The 17,061-nt window shown below is 71.6% G+C and carries 11 protein-coding genes and 1 pseudogene; 9 read left to right on the plus strand and 3 right to left on the minus strand.

The window, feature by feature from the left end:
• The first annotated feature begins 42 nt into the window (after positions 1-42).
• The 5 genes from K7C98_RS13205 to K7C98_RS13225 all read left to right on the plus strand — a co-directional run bounded on the left by K7C98_RS13205 (position 43) and on the right by K7C98_RS13225 (position 6,543).
• Positions 43-666, plus strand: coding sequence for a class I SAM-dependent methyltransferase (locus K7C98_RS13205; RefSeq protein ID WP_224191989.1), 624 nt, complete (start codon positions 43-45; stop codon positions 664-666).
• Positions 667-728: 62 nt separating this feature from the next.
• Entirely contained in the window at positions 729-3,368 is a 2,640-nt protein-coding gene (locus K7C98_RS13210) for a DNA-directed RNA polymerase subunit alpha C-terminal domain-containing protein (RefSeq protein ID WP_224191990.1), read from the plus strand.
• Positions 3,369-3,520: 152 nt separating this feature from the next.
• Positions 3,521-4,819: a family 1 glycosylhydrolase gene (locus tag K7C98_RS13215; RefSeq protein WP_346660281.1), complete on the plus strand. Its 1,299-nt coding sequence runs from the start codon at positions 3,521-3,523 to the stop codon at positions 4,817-4,819.
• Between the two features lie 14 nt (positions 4,820-4,833).
• Positions 4,834-5,604 carry an SDR family NAD(P)-dependent oxidoreductase gene (locus K7C98_RS13220; RefSeq protein WP_224191992.1) on the plus strand — a complete coding sequence of 257 codons (771 nt, stop codon included), beginning with the start codon at positions 4,834-4,836 and terminating at the stop codon, positions 5,602-5,604.
• 219 nt (positions 5,605-5,823) lie between these two features.
• Positions 5,824-6,543 (plus strand): hypothetical protein, encoded by a 720-nt coding sequence (locus K7C98_RS13225; protein WP_224191993.1) that lies wholly within the window; start codon positions 5,824-5,826, stop codon positions 6,541-6,543.
• Positions 6,544-6,696: 153 nt separating this feature from the next.
• On the opposite strand, the gene K7C98_RS13230 is transcribed toward K7C98_RS13225, so the two are convergent.
• From K7C98_RS13230 to K7C98_RS13240, 3 genes are all read right to left on the minus strand, one after another.
• On the minus strand, positions 6,697-8,316 hold the full coding sequence (locus K7C98_RS13230; RefSeq protein WP_224191994.1) for a right-handed parallel beta-helix repeat-containing protein: 1,620 nt from the start codon (positions 8,314-8,316) through the stop codon (positions 6,697-6,699).
• A 150-nt stretch (positions 8,317-8,466) separates the two neighbouring features.
• Positions 8,467-9,111, minus strand: a complete 645-nt coding sequence (locus K7C98_RS13235; protein ID WP_224191995.1) for a hypothetical protein — start codon at positions 9,109-9,111, stop codon at positions 8,467-8,469.
• 209 nt (positions 9,112-9,320) lie between these two features.
• Positions 9,321-10,220: a LysR family transcriptional regulator gene (locus K7C98_RS13240; protein ID WP_224191996.1), complete on the minus strand. Its 900-nt coding sequence runs from the start codon at positions 10,218-10,220 to the stop codon at positions 9,321-9,323.
• Between the two features lie 77 nt (positions 10,221-10,297).
• Here K7C98_RS13240 and K7C98_RS13245 point away from each other — a divergent pair, with 77 nt between their 5' ends.
• The 4 genes and pseudogenes from K7C98_RS13245 to K7C98_RS13260 all read left to right on the plus strand — a co-directional run.
• Positions 10,298-11,668: a hypothetical protein gene (locus K7C98_RS13245; protein WP_224191997.1), complete on the plus strand. Its 1,371-nt coding sequence runs from the start codon at positions 10,298-10,300 to the stop codon at positions 11,666-11,668.
• A 357-nt stretch (positions 11,669-12,025) separates the two neighbouring features.
• Positions 12,026-12,523 carry a hypothetical protein gene (locus tag K7C98_RS13250; protein ID WP_224191998.1) on the plus strand — a complete coding sequence of 166 codons (498 nt, stop codon included), beginning with the start codon at positions 12,026-12,028 and terminating at the stop codon, positions 12,521-12,523.
• Between the two features lie 7 nt (positions 12,524-12,530).
• Positions 12,531-13,937 carry an MBOAT family O-acyltransferase gene (locus K7C98_RS13255; RefSeq protein WP_224191999.1) on the plus strand — a complete coding sequence of 469 codons (1,407 nt, stop codon included), beginning with the start codon at positions 12,531-12,533 and terminating at the stop codon, positions 13,935-13,937.
• An 11-nt stretch (positions 13,938-13,948) separates the two neighbouring features.
• Positions 13,949-17,061: pseudogene (locus K7C98_RS13260) on the plus strand (hypothetical protein); the annotation flags it as partial.

Consider the following 17,061-nt stretch of genomic DNA (forward strand, 5'->3'; position numbering starts at 1 on the left):
GCGCCCTACCGCGCGACGCGCGGTGGGCGTACGAACAGCGACATGAGCGAGTTCTGGGAGAACGCCTTCGTCCGCCGGCAGATGATGTGGGGCGATACGCCCACGCGAGCCGCGCTGCTCGCCCGCGACGAATTCGCCGCGCGCGGCGTGAAGCACGTCCTCATCCCGGGCATCGGCTATGGCCGCAACGCCGTACCGTTCCTCGAGCTCGGGATGAGCGTGACGGGGATCGAGGTCTCCACGACCGCCATCGCTCTGGCCCGCTCGAAGATGGGCCTCGAGATCCCGATCTTCCACGGCTCCGTCACCGCCATGCCGTTCGACGAGCACCGCTACGACGGCATCTTCTGCTTCGGACTCGTCTACCTGCTCGACGCCGACGAGCGGGCGAAGCTGCTGCACGACTGCGCGAACCAGCTGGCGCCCGGCGGCACCATGATCTTCACCGTCGTGTCGAAGGCGGACCCGATGTTCGCTCAGGGCACCAGGGTCGGCGAGGACCGCGTCGCGACGCAGCACGGCGCGCGCCTCTTCTTCTACGACGCCGACTCGGTCCGCAGCGAGTTCGGGGCGCACGGCCTGGTCGAATTCTTCTCCGTCGACGAGACGATGCCGGACGGCTCGCTGCGACCGTTCCTCCAGGTGGTCTGCCGGCCCGGCGCATGAGCGCGCGAGGATAGGAGAACGCCCGGGTCGCGGTCCGGCCGCGATGGGGCACAATGCCGGCGATGTCCGAGCTCGCGCCGATCAGCGCCGTCCTCACCGCCCGCGTGGAGCCCTGTCCGCTCGCCCCGCGGTTCGTCGTCGTCGACGCCGGCTTCGCCGGTCGGCTGCGCACCGAGCACACGCAGCGCTTCGAGGTCACCGCCGAGCGCGACGAGCAGCTGACGCCCGACGTGCCCAACGTCGGCGAGGACGCGCTCGCGCACCTCGACGACGACGGGGTCGCGCGGGTCGGCACCGCCGTGGCGCCCGGGACGATCCTCGCCGGCAAGGTGACGCCGATCGCCGGCGGGCCGCTGTCTTCCGAGGAGAAGCTGCTGCGGGCGATCTTCGGCCAGCAGGCCGGCGAGCTGCGCGACACCTCGCTGCGCGCCCCGCCCGGATGCTTCGGCGTCGTCGCACGGACATGGATCGGGGACGACCCCGCGCTCAGCGGCGTCGAGGTGGCGTGGGAGCGGCCGCTCGAGGTCGGCGACGTCCTGCTCGTCGACGGACAGCCCGTCATGGTCGCCGCGATCCGCGAGCTCGGCGCCGATCTGGCGTGGAGCGGCGGTGTCACCGAAGCATCGGTGGCCAAGGCCGCGATGGCGCGCGACGTGCTCCACGCGCGCAGCATCGGACCGTACGATCCGACCACGCAGCAGCCCGCGATCGGGCGCGAGCGCTTCGGCGGTCAGCCGCTCGAGCGCGACCACCTCGATCGCCTCGCGGTCCACGCCCCGTGGGCGCTGTGGGAGATGCTGACGATCAAGTCCGACAGCGTGAGCGGACGGACGCGCGCCTACGAGTCGATCGTCAAGCAGGAGAACCCCGACGTCGCGCCGACGCGGGGCGAGCCGGCCCCCGCAGGCGGCGGCGCGACGCGGGACATCTTCTCGTTCTTCGACCGCCCGCAGTCGGTCCTCGGCGAGCCCGCGCTCGAGCCCGAGGCGGTGACCTTGCTCGTCGCGCACCTGCGCGGGCTGGGGCTCGAGCTCGACCTGCGCGCGGCCGAGGTCGGCCTCAGCATCCTCGCGCCCGGCGAGCTGGTCGAACGCTCGCACGGCGAGGTGCGCGTGCCCGACGGCGTCGACGGCCTCGGGTGCCCGAAGATCTTCGGCCCGACGAAGGACTACGAGTGCGCCTGCGGCCAGTACCGGCGCATGAAGCACCGCGGCGTCGTCTGCGAGACCTGCGGCGTCGAGGTCGTCTCGTCACGCGTCCGCCGCGAGCGCTTCGGGCACGTGAAGCTCGCCGCGCCCTGCTTGCATCCGCTGTTCGCCGGCGACGTGGCCGCGCTGCTCGGCCTCGACGCGGAAGAATTGTGCGAGGTCGTCGCCGGTCGCCGCGTCCTCGAGTTCGCGGGCGGCGCTGCGTGGCGCAGCGAGCCCGGCGAATCCGTCGCCGGCGGCCAGGCGCTGTGGGACGCGCTGGCGCAGCTCGACCTCGACGCGATCGAGGCCGGCGAGTCGGGCCCGCGGGCGGAGCTCGCCTCGTCGCTCGCGCGGCTCGGACGGCCCGCGACCGCGCTGATGCTCGCCGTCGTGCCGGTGCTGCCGCCCGATCTGCGCCTCGACCACGAGTACGGCGACCTCGACCGGCTGTACCGCGACCTCCTCGACTGCAACGCCCGGGTCGCGCGCGCCGGCGAAACGGACCCACCGATCGGGCTCGCGCGCGCGCAGGAGCAGCTGCAACACGCCCTCGATCGGCTGCTGCTCGACGGCCGGCCCCGCCGCTCGACCGCCGACGCGCCGCTGTCGATCGCCGGGCGCGTCGACCGGCTGTTCGCCGACCGCCTGTTCACCAAGCCCGTCGACTTCTCCGGCGTCGCGCACCTCGTCGTCGATCCGTCGCTGGCGCCGGACGAGTGCCGCGTGCCGCAGGCGATGCTGCGCGAGCTGTTCCGCCCGCACGCCTACGGCATGCTCGAGGCGCTCGGTTTCGTCGCCACGATCAAGTCGGCCAGACACATGCTCGACACCCACCAGCCCGAGGCGCTCGCGGTCGTCGAGGCTGTCAGCGACGGCGCTCCGGTGCTGCTGATGGCCGGCCCGGCGATCGTCACCCGCCGCGTGCGCGGCTGGGACGCGGCGTGCGTCGCCGTCGACCCGACCACCGCGGAGCGCATGGCGAGCCGCGTCGTCGCCCTGCACGTGCCGTTGATGCACCAGGCCGCGCTGCAGTGCGAACGGCTGGCGGACTTCCCCGCCGCCGAACAGCCCCGCGCGAGAGGCTGGCTGGGCCGCGGGCGGCGCTCGCTGATCGCGGCGGCCCGGCGCGCCGCGCTGCACGGCGAGCGCGACAGGCTCGACGACCCCGTCGTGCGCCTCGCGCTCGGCCGTCCCCCCGAATCCATCGACGCCGCCGCGCTCGAACGCCGGGCCGAACGCGAACGCGAGCGACGCGAACAGGCGTGGGAGCGGCTGAAGCCCCCGCCCGTCGACCCCGCGAGCCATCCGCTGCTCGACCGCCGCATCGACGAGCTCGAGCTCTCGGTCGCCACCGCTCGCGCGCTCGACCGCGCCGGCCTGCGGACGCTCGGCGAGCTGTGCCGGCGAACCGAGGCCGAGCTGCTCGAGATGCAGGGCTTCGGCGGCAAGCAGCTCGCCGAGGTCAAGCAGATCCTCGCCGACCTCGGCCTGTCGCTCGGCATGCACGGCTGATCGGCGGCGGCAGCGGACTCGCGCCGCGGGCGGCCGGGCCCGGCCGGCGCCGGTCGTGCAATTCGCGTTCTCCTGCGAATGTGTCCAGCCGAGCGCGCCCCGGTGTTGCGAGCGCCTCGATCTCGGCCAAGGACGGCGAGGCGGCGCGCCCGATGATCTATTTCATGTTCGCCACAGGCATCGAGAACAGCTGCCCGAGCGTCGGCGGCCGGCGGGTCGACGAGATGGACAAGTGCCGCCATTACGAGCAGTGGCGCCGCGACTTCGAGCTCGTGGAGGAGTGCGAGATCCGCTACCTGCGCTACGGCCCGCCGATCCACCGCACCTGGCTCGGGCCGGACAGGTACGACTGGGAGTTCGCCGACGAGACGTTCGCCGACCTGCGCCGGCGAGACATCGTCCCGATCGCCGACCTCTGCCACTTCGGCGTGCCCGACTGGCTCGGGAACTTCCAGAACCCCGAATTTCCGGCGCTGTTCGCCGACTACGCCCGCGCCTTCGCCGAGCGGTTCCCGTGGGTCCAGCTCTACACGCCCGTCAACGAGATGTACATCTGCGCCCTGTTCTCGGCCAAGTACGGCTGGTGGAACGAGCAGCTGACGACGGACCGGGCGTTCGTGACGGCGCTCAAGTACATCGTCAAGGCCAACGTGCTGGCGATGGGCCGGATCCTCGAGGTGCGGCCGGACGCGATCTTCATCCAGAGCGAGTCCAGCGAGTACTACCACGCGCAGAACCCGGCCGCGATCCACCGGGCCGAGACGCTCAACGCGGTGCGGTTTTTGTCGCTCGACCTCAACTACGGGCACCGCGTCAATTCGACGATGTACGAGTACCTGCTCGACAACGGCCTGACGCGCGACGAATACCACTTCTTCCTCACGGGCCGGCTCAAGCACCACTGCGTGATGGGCAACGACTATTATTGTACCAACGAGCACCTCGTCCACCCCGACGGCAGCACCGAGGCGGCCGGCGAGATCTTCGGCTACGCGGTGATCACCAATCAGTACTACGCGCGCTACCGCCTGCCGATCATGCACACCGAGACCAACCTGATGGAGGGCCCGGGCAAGAACGAGGCGATCCGGTGGCTTCGCAAGGAGTGGGCCAACGTCCTGCGCGTGCGCAACGACGGCCTGCCGATCGTCGGCTTCACCTGGTACTCGCTCACCGACCAGGTCGACTGGGACACCGCGCTGCGCGAGGACAACGGGCGCGTCAACCCGCTCGGCCTCTACGACCTCGACCGCAAGCCTCGCCCGGTCGGCGAGGTCTACCGCCAGCTGATCGCCGAGTGGCGCGAGGTCCTGCCGACCCAGAGCGTCGTGCTCGGTCTCCCCGTGCAGCCGCCGAGCCGGCACGGCGACCCGGCGACCCGGCGAGTCGCCGCCGGCGCGCGCAGCCGCGAGCAGCGCTACCAGGAGGCGCCGTCGAACGACCAATCGTGAGCCCGAGGCCGACCATGCCGAACACAGCCGAGACACTCCCAGGGGGCCGCCGCTTCGCCGGCAAGACGGCGATCGTGACCGGCGGCGCGAGCGGCATCGGCCTCGCAGCGGCCCGACGCCTCGCCGCCGAGGGGGCCAGGCTGGTGATCGCCGACATGCACGGAGAGGCCGCGGAGTCGGCCGCGCGGGCGCTCCTCGCCGCGGGCGCCCCCGAGGCGCTCGGCGTCACCTGCGACGTGAGTCGCGCCGAGCAGGTCGAGGCTTGCATGGGCCGGGCCCTCGAACGCTTCGGCGCCGTCGACGTGATCGTCAACAACGCCGGCCTCATGACCTTCAAGCCGTTCATCGACCTCACCGGCGCCGACTGGGCCCGGGTCCTCGGCGTCGACTTGATGGGCGCCTTCCTGTTCATCCGCCAGGGCCTCTTGCACATGCGCGCGGGCGGAGCGATCGTCAACGTCTCGAGCATCCACGCCCGTGAGACCGAGCCGCACGTCGCTCCTTATGCCGCCGCGAAGGCGGCTCTGGTCTCGTTGACCCGCAGCGCCGCGATCGAGGGCAAGCCGCGGGGGATCCGCGTCAACGCCGTGCTGCCGGGCGCGATCGACACGCCGATGTTGTGGGAGAACCCCAACGTGAAGTCCGGCGTCGAGCGCATCGACCGCTCCGAGGTCGGCCAGCCCGAGGACGTCGCCGCCGCGATCGCCTTCCTCGCCGCCCCGGAGGCCAGGTTCCTCCAGGGGACCGCGGTCATCGTGGACGGCGGCCGACTGGCGCGCCTGTGAGCGTCCGACACGCGCCGGCGAGCGAACCGCCCGCACGGGTTCGCTCGCGGTCCTTCGCTGTCCCACCCCTCGCCTCCCGCGAATTGCGCGAGCGCAGTCGCCCGGGGCGCTGCAGCCAGCGGGCAATTTTTGTCCCGGCACCGGCGACTCCACGCGAGCAAGCGGCACGGCGCAGGGAGCGACCCCGCCGGCTCGCCGCTTCACCGCGAGAACTTCATCATGCTGCGTTCGAATCTTCACTTCCTTACTCTTACATCCCTGCTCTTCATCGGCGCCTGTGACACCTCCAAGGGCGAGACCACCGACGCCACCACCGAGTCGACCACCGACGCCGCCACCGGGTCGAGCACCGACGATTCGACCGCCGGCGAGCCGACCACGAGCGCCTCCGCCACCGAAGGCGGGGACGACGACCCGACGGTCGCGACCTCCGGCGAGGACACCGAGGGCGACACCACCTCGAGCACCACCGGACCCGTCGACCCCGAGCACCAGAGCGCCTGCGAGGCCGCGTGCCAGCGCATGGCCGAGTGCGACGACACGGTCACCGTGGCGGAGTGCGTCGTCGGCTGCACCGAGGAGTTCCAGGAGATGGAGGCCGAGTGCGTCCCCGCCAACCTGGCCCTCGTCCAGTGCGCCTCGGAGCTCAGCTGCCTCGACATGGAGGAGCCGACCAAGGACGGCCCGTGCGGCGACGAGCTGGAGGCCCTGCTCGACTGCGGCGGCGGCACATGCACGATGGGCCTCGACGAAGGGGACACGTCGTGCGGGCTCACCCTCATCTGCGACGACGCGCCGACGCAATTCATCGAGTGCATCGACGACACCTGCACCTGCTTCGAGGACGACGTGCAGGTCGCCCAGTGCGCCGCCGACGGCGTCTGCCTCGAGGGCGACGCGATCTTCGACAAGATGAACAGCTGCTGCGGATTCGAATGATCGGAGCGGCACGCCGCCCTCCGCGCAGACGCCGAACATTCACCGCACGGCCGTACGCGTATTTTGTCGAGAGCGCGCTGTAGCTGCATCCGCCCCGTGGACCCCTTCCCCGCCCTCGGGCGAAAGCGGCGCTCCACGGGAGCATGATTGGCCTCAGCGGCGGCGCCGCCGCGCCAGCACGCCGACGCCCACCATCAACAGCAAGCCGGGCGCCGTCGGCGAACGGCCCGTGTCGCAGCTGCAGCCGTCGCCGCCGTCGCCGCCGGTGGCGCCGTCGCTGCCGGCGGACACGCCGTCCGTCTCGCTCGGCCCCGGCTCCTCCCCCCCGTCCGACGTCGGTTCCTCGCCCGGGCCCGACGTCGGCTCCTCGCCCGACGTCGGCTCATCCCCCGACGTCGGCTCATCGCCCGACGTCGGCCCCTCGCCCGAGTCCGACGTCTCCTCGCCCGAGTCGGACGTCGACTCGCCCGGCTCCGCGCCCGAGCCGAGCTCGTACGCCCCGATGTCCGGCGTCGCGTCCTGCGGGCGTGGGCCCTCGGTGCCGAGCGCGCGGGCGGGGGGAACGTGGTCCGGCAACAGCAGCGGATCGACGAACGGCGCCACGTCGAGGGCCGTCGCGGTCGCGCCCGCTTCGAGGAGCGGCGAATCGTCGCGCGGACGAAAGTCCCACCCCGCCGCGTCGACGAACCCCGGATCTGCGCCCACGATCGTCCCGGTGAGCGTCGCGGGCACGGCCGTCAGCCCCTCTTGCACCCAATTATTGCTGCCGAAGATCAGCGGCTCCGGCCCCTCCGGATCGTTGTGATTGTACAGCTCGCCCCCGGCCCCGCCCAGGCGCACGATCACGTTGTTGTGCAGCTCGAGGCTCTCGACCGTGAATTGCAGCCCGATCGCCACGTCCGACGACTCGCCGAGGACCATCGTGTTGTTGACGAAGCGATAGCGGCCCTTCGTGTTGCCCGTGCCGTCGCCGCCGATCCGGGCGATCCGCCACTCCGAGCGCTTGATGAGCACGTTCCCCACCACGTCGGAGTCCTCGCGCGCCAGGTCCTCGTCCTGACCGTCCGGGCCGATCAGGTCGAGCTCGTGGTAGACCGCGCCCTCGATCCAGTTGTGGTAGATCTCGTTGCGCTCCGCCCGCGACTTGACGTTGTTGCCGCCGGCGCCGTCGTGCACGTAGCAGAACTGCATGCGAAAGACGGAGCCGGGGTACACGGATTCGTCGGTCGCCATGTAGATCTGGTGATCGTAGAGCTCGAAGCCGTTGTCGTAGAACTCGCTGCGCTCGAGCAGCAGCGACCCGGAGTCGAAGTCGGTGCCGAGGAGCCCGTGGCTGCCGACGCCGTGCACCACCAGATCGCGCAGCGTCACGTTGTCGCCCTTGTGGACCAGGCCGGTGTGGGCCGTATCGCCGTCGCCCACGATCTCGAAGCCCTCGAACACGAAGTTGCTCACCTGGAACAGCACGATCATGTCGTGCCACTGCTCGGTCCCCACGCCCGCGATGATCGGCCGCTTGCCGTTGACCCGGATCCCGCGCACGGTCACGGGGGCGTCGCTCGTGCCGCTGTGCTCCTCGCGGAACCACAGGTCCCCGGGGTACGTGTGATCGCCCTGGACCTCGACGACATCGCCGGGTTGCAGCAGCTCCAACGTGTCCTGGATCGTGGCGTACGGCTTTCCCGGGCCCACCTCGAACGTCTCGGCGAGCGCGCTCTTCGGCGCGAGCCCGAGCAGGATGAGCGCGATCGTCAGGTGTAATCTGTCACGCATTCTCGCGACGTTACACCCGAGGACCGCGGATCTCGATAGGGTCTCCCGACCACGATACTCCAGGCCGCGGGCGGAGATTCACGCCGGACGGAGCGAGGGAGCGGCCGCGCGCCGCCCCGCGTGCGCGACCGTGGCCCTCGAGGATGGCCGTCACGGGCAGCGCGGATCGCTCTGCTGAACCATCTCGATCTGCTCTGGCGTGAACGGCAGCGGGTCGCAGCCGTGGCCCTCCTCGCACAGCCGGTCCCACTGCGGCGCGGCCTTGGCGTGACAGTCGAAGCAGTTGCCGCCGAATCCGTTGACCACGTCGGTCGTGCCGCGGGCCATGATCGTCGTGCCGGCCGCCGCGGTCTCGAGCGCGAAGAACTCCCAGTCGGCGTTGTCCGGCGCGAAGCCCGGGGCGCGCTTGACCATCGCCTCGCCGGGGATCAGCTGGATCACCGTCCCGACCGGATAGACGCCGCCCGCGGGGTTCTCGGCCACCGCCAGCGCCTCGTCGAGGTGCCCGAGCAAATTGGTGATGCGAAACTTGCGGACCTTGTCCCACTCGAGAATGCACGTGAAGTCCTCGGGCCGCATGTCGAGATCCTCGCCGCTGCCGGTCGTGCTCGTCGCGTCCGTCGTCGTCGGTTCGTCGGTGGTGCTCGCGCCGGTCGTGCCGGGGCCCGTCGTCCCGGGCGCGGTCGTCCCGGGCTCGGTCGTGCTCGCGGTGACGACGCCGCCGGTGGAGTCTCCCCCGGAATCGCCGCAGGCGGCGAGGGCGAGGGTGAGGATGATAGATCGACGCGAATGCATGGACCCGATGGTGACCGCACGCAGCAGGTGCCGCGAGGTCCGCGATGGAGGATCATGCTCCGTCTGTCATGCCAATTGCCAATTGGGCGCTGCGATTTCGCCTCATCCATCCATGACCGCGAATCGAGCATTCAGCCGTCCTCCTCGCCGCGCCCGTGACGCGCGGGCTCGCCGACGACTCGCCGATGGTGATCGGCGCATGCCCCGGCTCAGCCGGCGCCGACGCGCTCGTGAAACAGCGCCTCGAGGGCGGCCACGACCGCCCGGATCCGCGGCACCTGGCGCAGCTCGCGGTGATACACCAGCCATACGTCCACCGACGGCAATGGGTCGTCGACCTCGATCCGGACCACGCGGTCGAGCTCGCGGCCGACGACCTCCGCCAGCATCGTGATCCCCTGCCCGCGCTCGGTCGCCTCGACGATCGCCAGCATCGAGTTCGAGCGGAACGGGAAGCGCTTCGCCCCGCGCGCGACCAGCCACTCCTCCGTCTGTCTCTGGCGCGGCGCCGGGCCGCTGTGGCCGACGAAGTCGTGGCGTTCGAAGTCGCCGGGGCGCAGCCGGGCCCCGCGGAGCCGGCGCTCGACGTACGACTGCGACGCGTAGAGCCCGAGGCGCAGCGCCCCGAGGCGGCGCTCGACGAGCACCTGCGACTCGGTCCGCGTGGTCCGCAGGCCGATGTCGGCCTCGCGGCGGGCGAGGTCGGCCAGACGCGACTCCGCCATCAGCTCGATGCAGGTCTCGGGGTGCTTGCGGCGGAACTCCACCAGCCCCTGGGTCACCGCGCGCACGAACCCGTCGCCGACCGACAGCCGCACCGTGCCGGCGAGCTTCGAGTCGCGCCCGCCCGCGTCGCGTCGCACCGCCTGCAGCCCGTGCTCGAGCTCCTCGGCCAGCGCCACCAGCTTCAGCGCGTCCGGCTCGATCGACGTCCCCGCGCTGCTGCGGTGCACCAGGGTGCTCCCGAGCGCAGACTCGAGCGCCTCGATGCGGCGGGCCACGGTCGAGGTCGACGCGCCGAGCACCCGCCCGGCGGCGAGGAAGCTGCCGTGGCGGTGCACCGCCAGCAGCACGCGCAGGTCGTCCCAGGTCGGCGTGTCGATGTCCATCGGCGGAAAACGGTTTAGCATAAATGTCCGTCGCTGCGAAGCCGACCTGCGGCCATGCTCTGTGCGGAGCACAGGCCATGAGATCACGCGTGAACGGTCGGGGCGGCGCGGCCCCGTGGTGCATTGCATTGTTGACCCTCGCCGTCGCTTGCGGCGGGGGCGAGGGCGACGAGGGCGCGACGACCGACGATACGGACGAGGACGCGCTCGTCACCTATTGGCAGGACGTCGCCCCGATCTTCTATTCGCGCTGCGTCACCTGTCATCAAGCCGGCGGGATCGGCCCGTTCGCGCTCGACGATTACGCCGAGGCGAAGCAGTGGGCCGGCGCATCGGCGGCGGCCGTCGCGGCGCGGACGATGCCGCCGTGGCTGGTGACCGACGACGGCAGCTGCGGCAGCTTCGAGGGCTCACGCGCGCTCGCGCCGGAGGAGATCGAGACGATCCGCGCGTGGGCCGACGCGGACGCGCCCGAGGGCCAGCCGCGCACCGACCTCACCGCCCCGGAGGTCGAGGTGTTGCAGGACGCCGTCACCTACGAGACCCCGAGCTTCGTGCCGGAGGCCGAGGGCACCGACGTCGCCGCCTTCGACGAGTATCGCTGCTTCCGCGTCGACACCGGCCTGACCGGCGATCGCTTCCTCACCGGCTACAGCGTCGAGCCCGGCGTGCCGGAGATGATCCATCACGTGCTGGTCGTGATCGTCGATCCGGAGGCGCCCGGGGCCGGCGGCGTGAAGAACAAGGAGCTCATCGAGGCCCTCGACGCCGAGTCGCCCGATCGCGACGGCTGGCCGTGCTTCGGCGCCGCCGGCGACGGCGTGCAGCCGCGCGGGATCCCCGTGTCGTGGGCCCCCGGCCAGGGCATCAGCCGCCTGCCCGAGGGCACCGGCTACCGGATCTCCGACCGCGACTGGATGATCGTGCAGGTCCACTACAACCTCACCGACGACGCGCTCGCCGGCGTCGAGGACAAGACGTCCGTGCACGTCCGCTACGAGGACAGCGTCGAGCGCGAGGGTCACTTCTACTTGCCCGACGACCTGCTCAACAGCCTCGCCACCGGCGACCCGGTCCAGCTGGCGCCGGGCGAGGAGTCGGTGAAGTACAGCTTCGACTTCGAGCCCGCCCAGATCCTGCTGGGCTCGGGCGCCCAGACGGGCGAGCTGCTGGGGATCTTCCCGCACATGCATCAATACGGGCGAAAGCAGCGGGTCGAGCTCATCGAGGGCGACGCCGGCCCGCGGTGCGCCGCCGACGTCCAGCGGTGGGACTTCGGCTGGCAGCTCTATTACTTCTACGACGAGCCGCTCCCGCTCACCCTGAATTCGAAGCTGCGGATCACCTGCGATTACGACACCCGCAGCGCGACCGATCCGGTGCTGCCGGGCTGGGGCACGAACAACGAGATGTGCCTGGCCGGCGTGTTCATCGTCCCCGATCCCTGAGCGGCCCGCGGCGGAGACGAATCGGCGGCGCGACGGCGACGCCGCGTCAGCCTGCTCGTCCTCGCCCTCCGCGGCTCGACGAAGTCTCCGTCTCCGGTCTCCCCCGGTGTCCATCTCGAGTGAGAGACCCCGCGATCGCGCAGGCACCGCAAGAGACAGACAAGCATGACGCGGCCGAGAGAACGGCAGGCGCGCCTCTGCGGGCGGGAACGGCCGCGGCGGGTCCTCTGGCCCGCACGTGTCGCCCTGGCCGCGACTTCGCAGACGGCAGGGAAATATGTTACGCGTTCGACACCTCCCTCGCGGCGTTGTCGGCGCGACTACCGGGAGGTCCTCACTTACGACTCTGCCTTACTCATGACGCCTCCCCTGCTGCACCTGCAACGATCCGACACCGGACATTTCGTGTTGACCGAGCCGGCTTCGCAGACCGTGGTGGTCGCGGAGGAGCTGGCGGACGCGTACGCGCGCATGACCGCGACGCTGGCCGAACACCCGCCCTCGGCGGCCCCGCCGGCCGCCGCCGCCCCCGGCCCGTTCGAGCGCCGCGGGACCACGCGCGTCGTCGTCGTCGTCGCGGCCCTGTTGCTGCCCGCGTTGTGGGTCGCGCGGATCGCCTTCGACGTCAACGCGGCCCAGGTGGTCTGCCCGTCGGTCGCGACGCGCAGCCAGGGCCACCCGACCCGCGTCGCCGCGACGCCCTCGGCGCACTCCGATCGCGAGGGGACCGAGGACGACGAGGACGTCGACGAGGACGACGAGGCTCCGACGCCGCCGGACCGCCCGCCGCCGCGGACCGCGGTGATCGTGGAGCCGGAGGCGGCGCGGCCCGCTCCGGCGAAGGCCGAGCCCTGAGCGCCCCATGGCCTTCAACTCCCTCGAATACGCGCTGCTCCTGGCGGCGACCGCGATCCTGTTCTTCGGGCTCGGGTATCGCGGCCGCCTCCTGGTCCTGGTCGCGGCGAGCGTGGTGTTCTACGGCGCGTTCAGCGTCCCGCTGCTCGGGCTCATCTTCCTCTCGGCGCTGGTCGACTACACCGCGGCCCTGAAGATCGCCCGCACCGAGGACGCGGCGACGCGCCGGCGCTGGCTGCTGTTCAGCCTCGCCACCAACCTCGGGCTGCTCGGCTACTTCAAGTACGCCAACTTCTTCCTCGACAGCGCCGGCGCGCTGCTGGGCCGCGACTTCGCCGACCTCCGCCTCGACATCGTGCTGCCGGCGGGGATCTCGTTCTACACGTTCCAGACGATGAGCTACACGATCGACGTGTACCGCCGGCAGATCCAGCCGACGGCGTCGCTCCTGCGGTTCTTCCTGTTCGTCTCGTTCTTCCCGCAATTGATCGCAGGACCGATCGAGCGCGCCGGCCATTTGCTGGCCCAGTTCGATCACGCCGCGACCCGCCGGTTCCGCGTCGACAACCTCGTCTCCGGCCTGCAGATGATCGGCTGGGGCATGTTCAAGAAGGTCGTGATCGCCGACCACTGCGCGGCGATCTCGGATCGGGTGTTCGCCGCCCCCGACGCCTACGACGGCTGGAGCGCCCTGATCGCCGCCTACGCGTTCACGCTGCAGATCTACTGCGACTTCTCCGCCTACTCGGAGATCGCCCGCGGGTCGGCGCGGATCTTCGGCGTCGACCTGATGATGAACTTCGACCGGCCGTACCTCTCGCGCAACATCAGCGAGTTCTGGCGCCGCTGGCACATCTCCCTCTCGGAGTGGTTCCGCGACTATGTCTATATCCCGCTCGGGGGCAACCGCGGCTCGCGGGGGCGGGCGCTCGCCAACCTGACGATCACGATGCTCCTGTCCGGCCTGTGGCACGGCGCGGCCTGGGCCTTCGTGGTGTGGGGGCTGTACCACGGGCTGCTCCTGCTCGTGCACGCGCTGGCGCGCCCGCGCCTGGCCCGGCTCGCCGCCCTGCCGCGATTCGGCCGGGCCATGGGGCCGCTCGCGTGGTTCTGCACCCTGCACCTCGTGATCGCCGGCTGGGTCCTGTTCCGCGCCCACACGCTGGCCGACGCGGGGCGGATGTTCGCCGCGATCGGCCACCTCGACCCGCGCGCGCTCCAGCCGGCGCACCTCGGGTTCCTCGCCCTGTTCTTCGGCTTCGTCGGCGTGCAGGCGCTCGATCGCCGCCACGCCCTGCTCGCCCGGATCCACGGCGACTCGTCGCTGTCCCTGGTCTTCTACGCCGCGGTGATCCTCGCCTGCATCCTCCTCGGCAAGGAGGGCGGCGGCGACTTCATCTACTTCCAGTTCTAGAGGAGCACGAGGTGTCCGGCAAAGATCGCGCGGCAGCATGGATCGACGGGAGGATCGCGGACGCGTCGCCTCGCCTCGCCCGACCCCGGCACGTGCTCGTGGCCCTGGCGCTGCTGCTCGCGCTCGTCGATGGCGTGCTGGCGCTCGCGCTCCGCGACATCGAGCCGGACGACGCGTCGCCGCTGTCGGCGGCGGACGCACGGCGGATCGTGGCCGACGCCGCCGCCGACCCCGCCGGGTGGTTGCTGCTCGGCGACTCGGTGCTCGTCGGCGACGTCATGGCCGGCCGCGTCGGCGACTGGCAGCACCACCGCGTCCTCGACTACCTGCGCAGCGAGCAGGCCGCCCCCGCCGGGCCGAAGGGCGCGGTCCGCTTCCATCAGGTCGCGCTCGACGGCCTGCTGCCGGCCGACGTCGAGCGGATCGTCGCCGAGCTCGATCGCGAGGACCCGCGCGGCAAAGTGCCGCTGGTGATCGAGCTCAACCTGCGCCACTTCTCGCGCCACTACGCCGACGAGGCCGACTGCACGCGGCCGTGGCTGTGCGAGCTCGGCGGCGCCGACGCGCAGCGCGGCGACGTCACGCGGCTGGCGGTCTCGCCGCTCGCGTGGCTCGCGGCCGAGCTGCGACCGTGGCTGCCGATCGTGCGCCACAAGCGGGATGTCGACCTCGATCGGGCGCTCGCGCGGCTCGGCGAGCGCGTAATCGTGCCGCGCAGCGACGACGAGCAGCAGCCTCGCGCCGACGAGGGCGCGGCGCGGATCGCCGAGCACTACCGCGTCAGCCAGCTCGACGCGACCTCGCTGCAGATCCAGGCGCTCGACCGCGTGCTCGCGCGCCTGCGGACCCGCGGGCGCAGGGCCGTGTTCTTCACCACGCCGCTGCGCGACACCTTCGTCGCCGATGTCGCCGGCGAGGAGGAGATCGGCGGCCGCTACGCGGCCCTCGCCGAGCGGATCCACGACTCGGGCGCGCCGGCGTCGCTGGTCCAGCTCGACCACCCGCTGTTCGTCCCCGACCTGTTCCTCGATCACTGCCATCTGGGGCCCGCGGGCAATCGCCTGCTCGCGCTCAACCTGCTGCAGGCGCTCGACGTGCCGCTGGCGAGCCGTCCGAGCCCGCTCGAGATGATCCGCACCGAGGGCCCGCACGAGACGCTCGTCGGCCGCGTCGACACCGGCTACGCCGAGGGCGCGAGCTGGCAGGCGCTGTTCGATCACCCGGACGGGCTCGCGGTGCGCCACGACCCGCGCGAGATCATCGTCGCCGACACCGGCAACCACGTGCTGCGGCGGCTCCGCGGCGCGCTCGAGACGACCGAGCTGCTCGCGGGCAAGCCCGGCGAGGCCGGCGCGGACGACGGCCCCGCCGCCGACGCTCGCCTCGACCAGCCGCGCCAGCCCTGCATCCTCGGCGACGCGGTGTACTTCCTCGACGGTCCGCGGCGCCGCTTGCGGGTGCTGGAGCGCGGGGCGGTGCGCACGATCGACGCACCGACCGCGCGCGGAGCGGCCGCGCTGCGCTGCCACGGCGGGCGCGTGTGGCTGCTGGCCGCCCACGAGCTGCGCGCCTACGACCCCAGCAGCGGGAAGACCCGGGCCTACCCGCTCGCGGCCGAGACCCAGGTCGTCCGCGGCCGGACCTTCGCGCTCGCCAAGGACGGGCGGGTCTTCATCGTCGCCGCCAACAACCAGATCTACGCCGGCCGGCTCCCCAAGAAAGAGGGGCGGATCGCCCTCGACCGCGTGTTCGCCAACAGCGGCGCCGACCTGCTGCCGAAGGAGAAGAAGAAGCGGTTCCCCCACGCGTTCGACGACATCCGCTTCGACAAGATCGCCGACATCGCCTACGTCGAGCGCTACCGCGGCCTCCTCGTCCAGGTCGAGGAGGCGCAGCGGCATCCGGTGGTCGGCCTGACCGAGAACGTGCACCTGCGCTTCCTCGACCTCGAGAAGCGCAAGATCTATCCGTGGATCAAGCCCGAGGTCTACGGCCAGTCGTACCTGATGTACAACGAGAGCTCCGACTCGCTGGTGTCGAACTATCACCAGGGGAGCATGGCGCTCGATCAGGCCAGCGCCTCGCTGTTCTACGTCGAGCACGCCCGCTCGCGCCTCTATCGAATCGACGACGGCCTGCTCGGCGTGACCAAGGTCAGTCACTTCGGCGGCAACGCGGCCAAGCTGCCCGGGCGCGACCGGATCGGCTCCAAGCTCGCTCCGCTGGTGCAGGCGCGGATGCGGCCGCACGAGCACCTGCCCGCGCGGTGGCAACGCCAGCCGCGGCGCGGGCCCTACCTCGGCGTCATCATCGGCTCGTCGAAGAGCGCGTACCACGACATCCTCGGCGAGTACTCGATCGGCCGCCGCATCGAGCACGAGCTGGTGTCCGAGCTCGGCTATCGCGACCGCGTCGGCTTCGACCTCTATCAACGCACCTCGCCCGGCGCATCGCTGGCGCAGATGGCCGAGACCATCGCGCTGTCCGAGGAGCAGGGGCTGCCGTTCGACGTCGCCTTCCTCGAGGTCTACGGGCTCGCCGATCGCTTCCTCCGCGACACCCCGACCGAGGCCGAGCAGCTCGCGCGGCTCGCCGAGCTCGACGCCATCCGCCGCGACACCGGCATGCTGATCGTGTTCATCGACACCACGTCGCTCGGCTCGCGGCGCCGCGACGCGATGCGGGCCGCGCCGCGCGAGGCGGCCCAGTTCATCGCCCTGGCCCAGCGGCTCGGCTTCCCGGTGCTGCGCCCGAGCGACCGGCTGCTCCGCGAGCACCTCGACCACTCCGCGTGGGGCAACCAGCCGTGGAGTCGCAAGCGCCGGCAGCACCACGGCTCGACCTGGGGCATCGACCTCACCGGCGAGACGCTGGCGTCGATGGCGTACCCGATGGTCGCCGCGTACGCCCAGGCGACGACCCCGCGGCACCTCCGCGACGACGCCCGCCGCCGCAAGAAGAAGGCCGGAAACCAGGCCGCGGCGCAGCTCCTGGCGGGCGTGTTCACTGCCCGGCCGCTCGCCGTCGCGGCCCTCCCGGCGATCGATCGCGAGACGGTGCAGGTGCGGTACGAACGCGGCCACCTGCGCCTGTTCGTCGATCGCGGCAAGCCGGGCGCGAGCGG

The sequence above is a fragment of the Nannocystis pusilla genome (genome assembly GCF_020073745.1).
Classification (GTDB): domain Bacteria; phylum Myxococcota_A; class Polyangia; order Nannocystales; family Nannocystaceae; genus Nannocystis; species Nannocystis radixulma.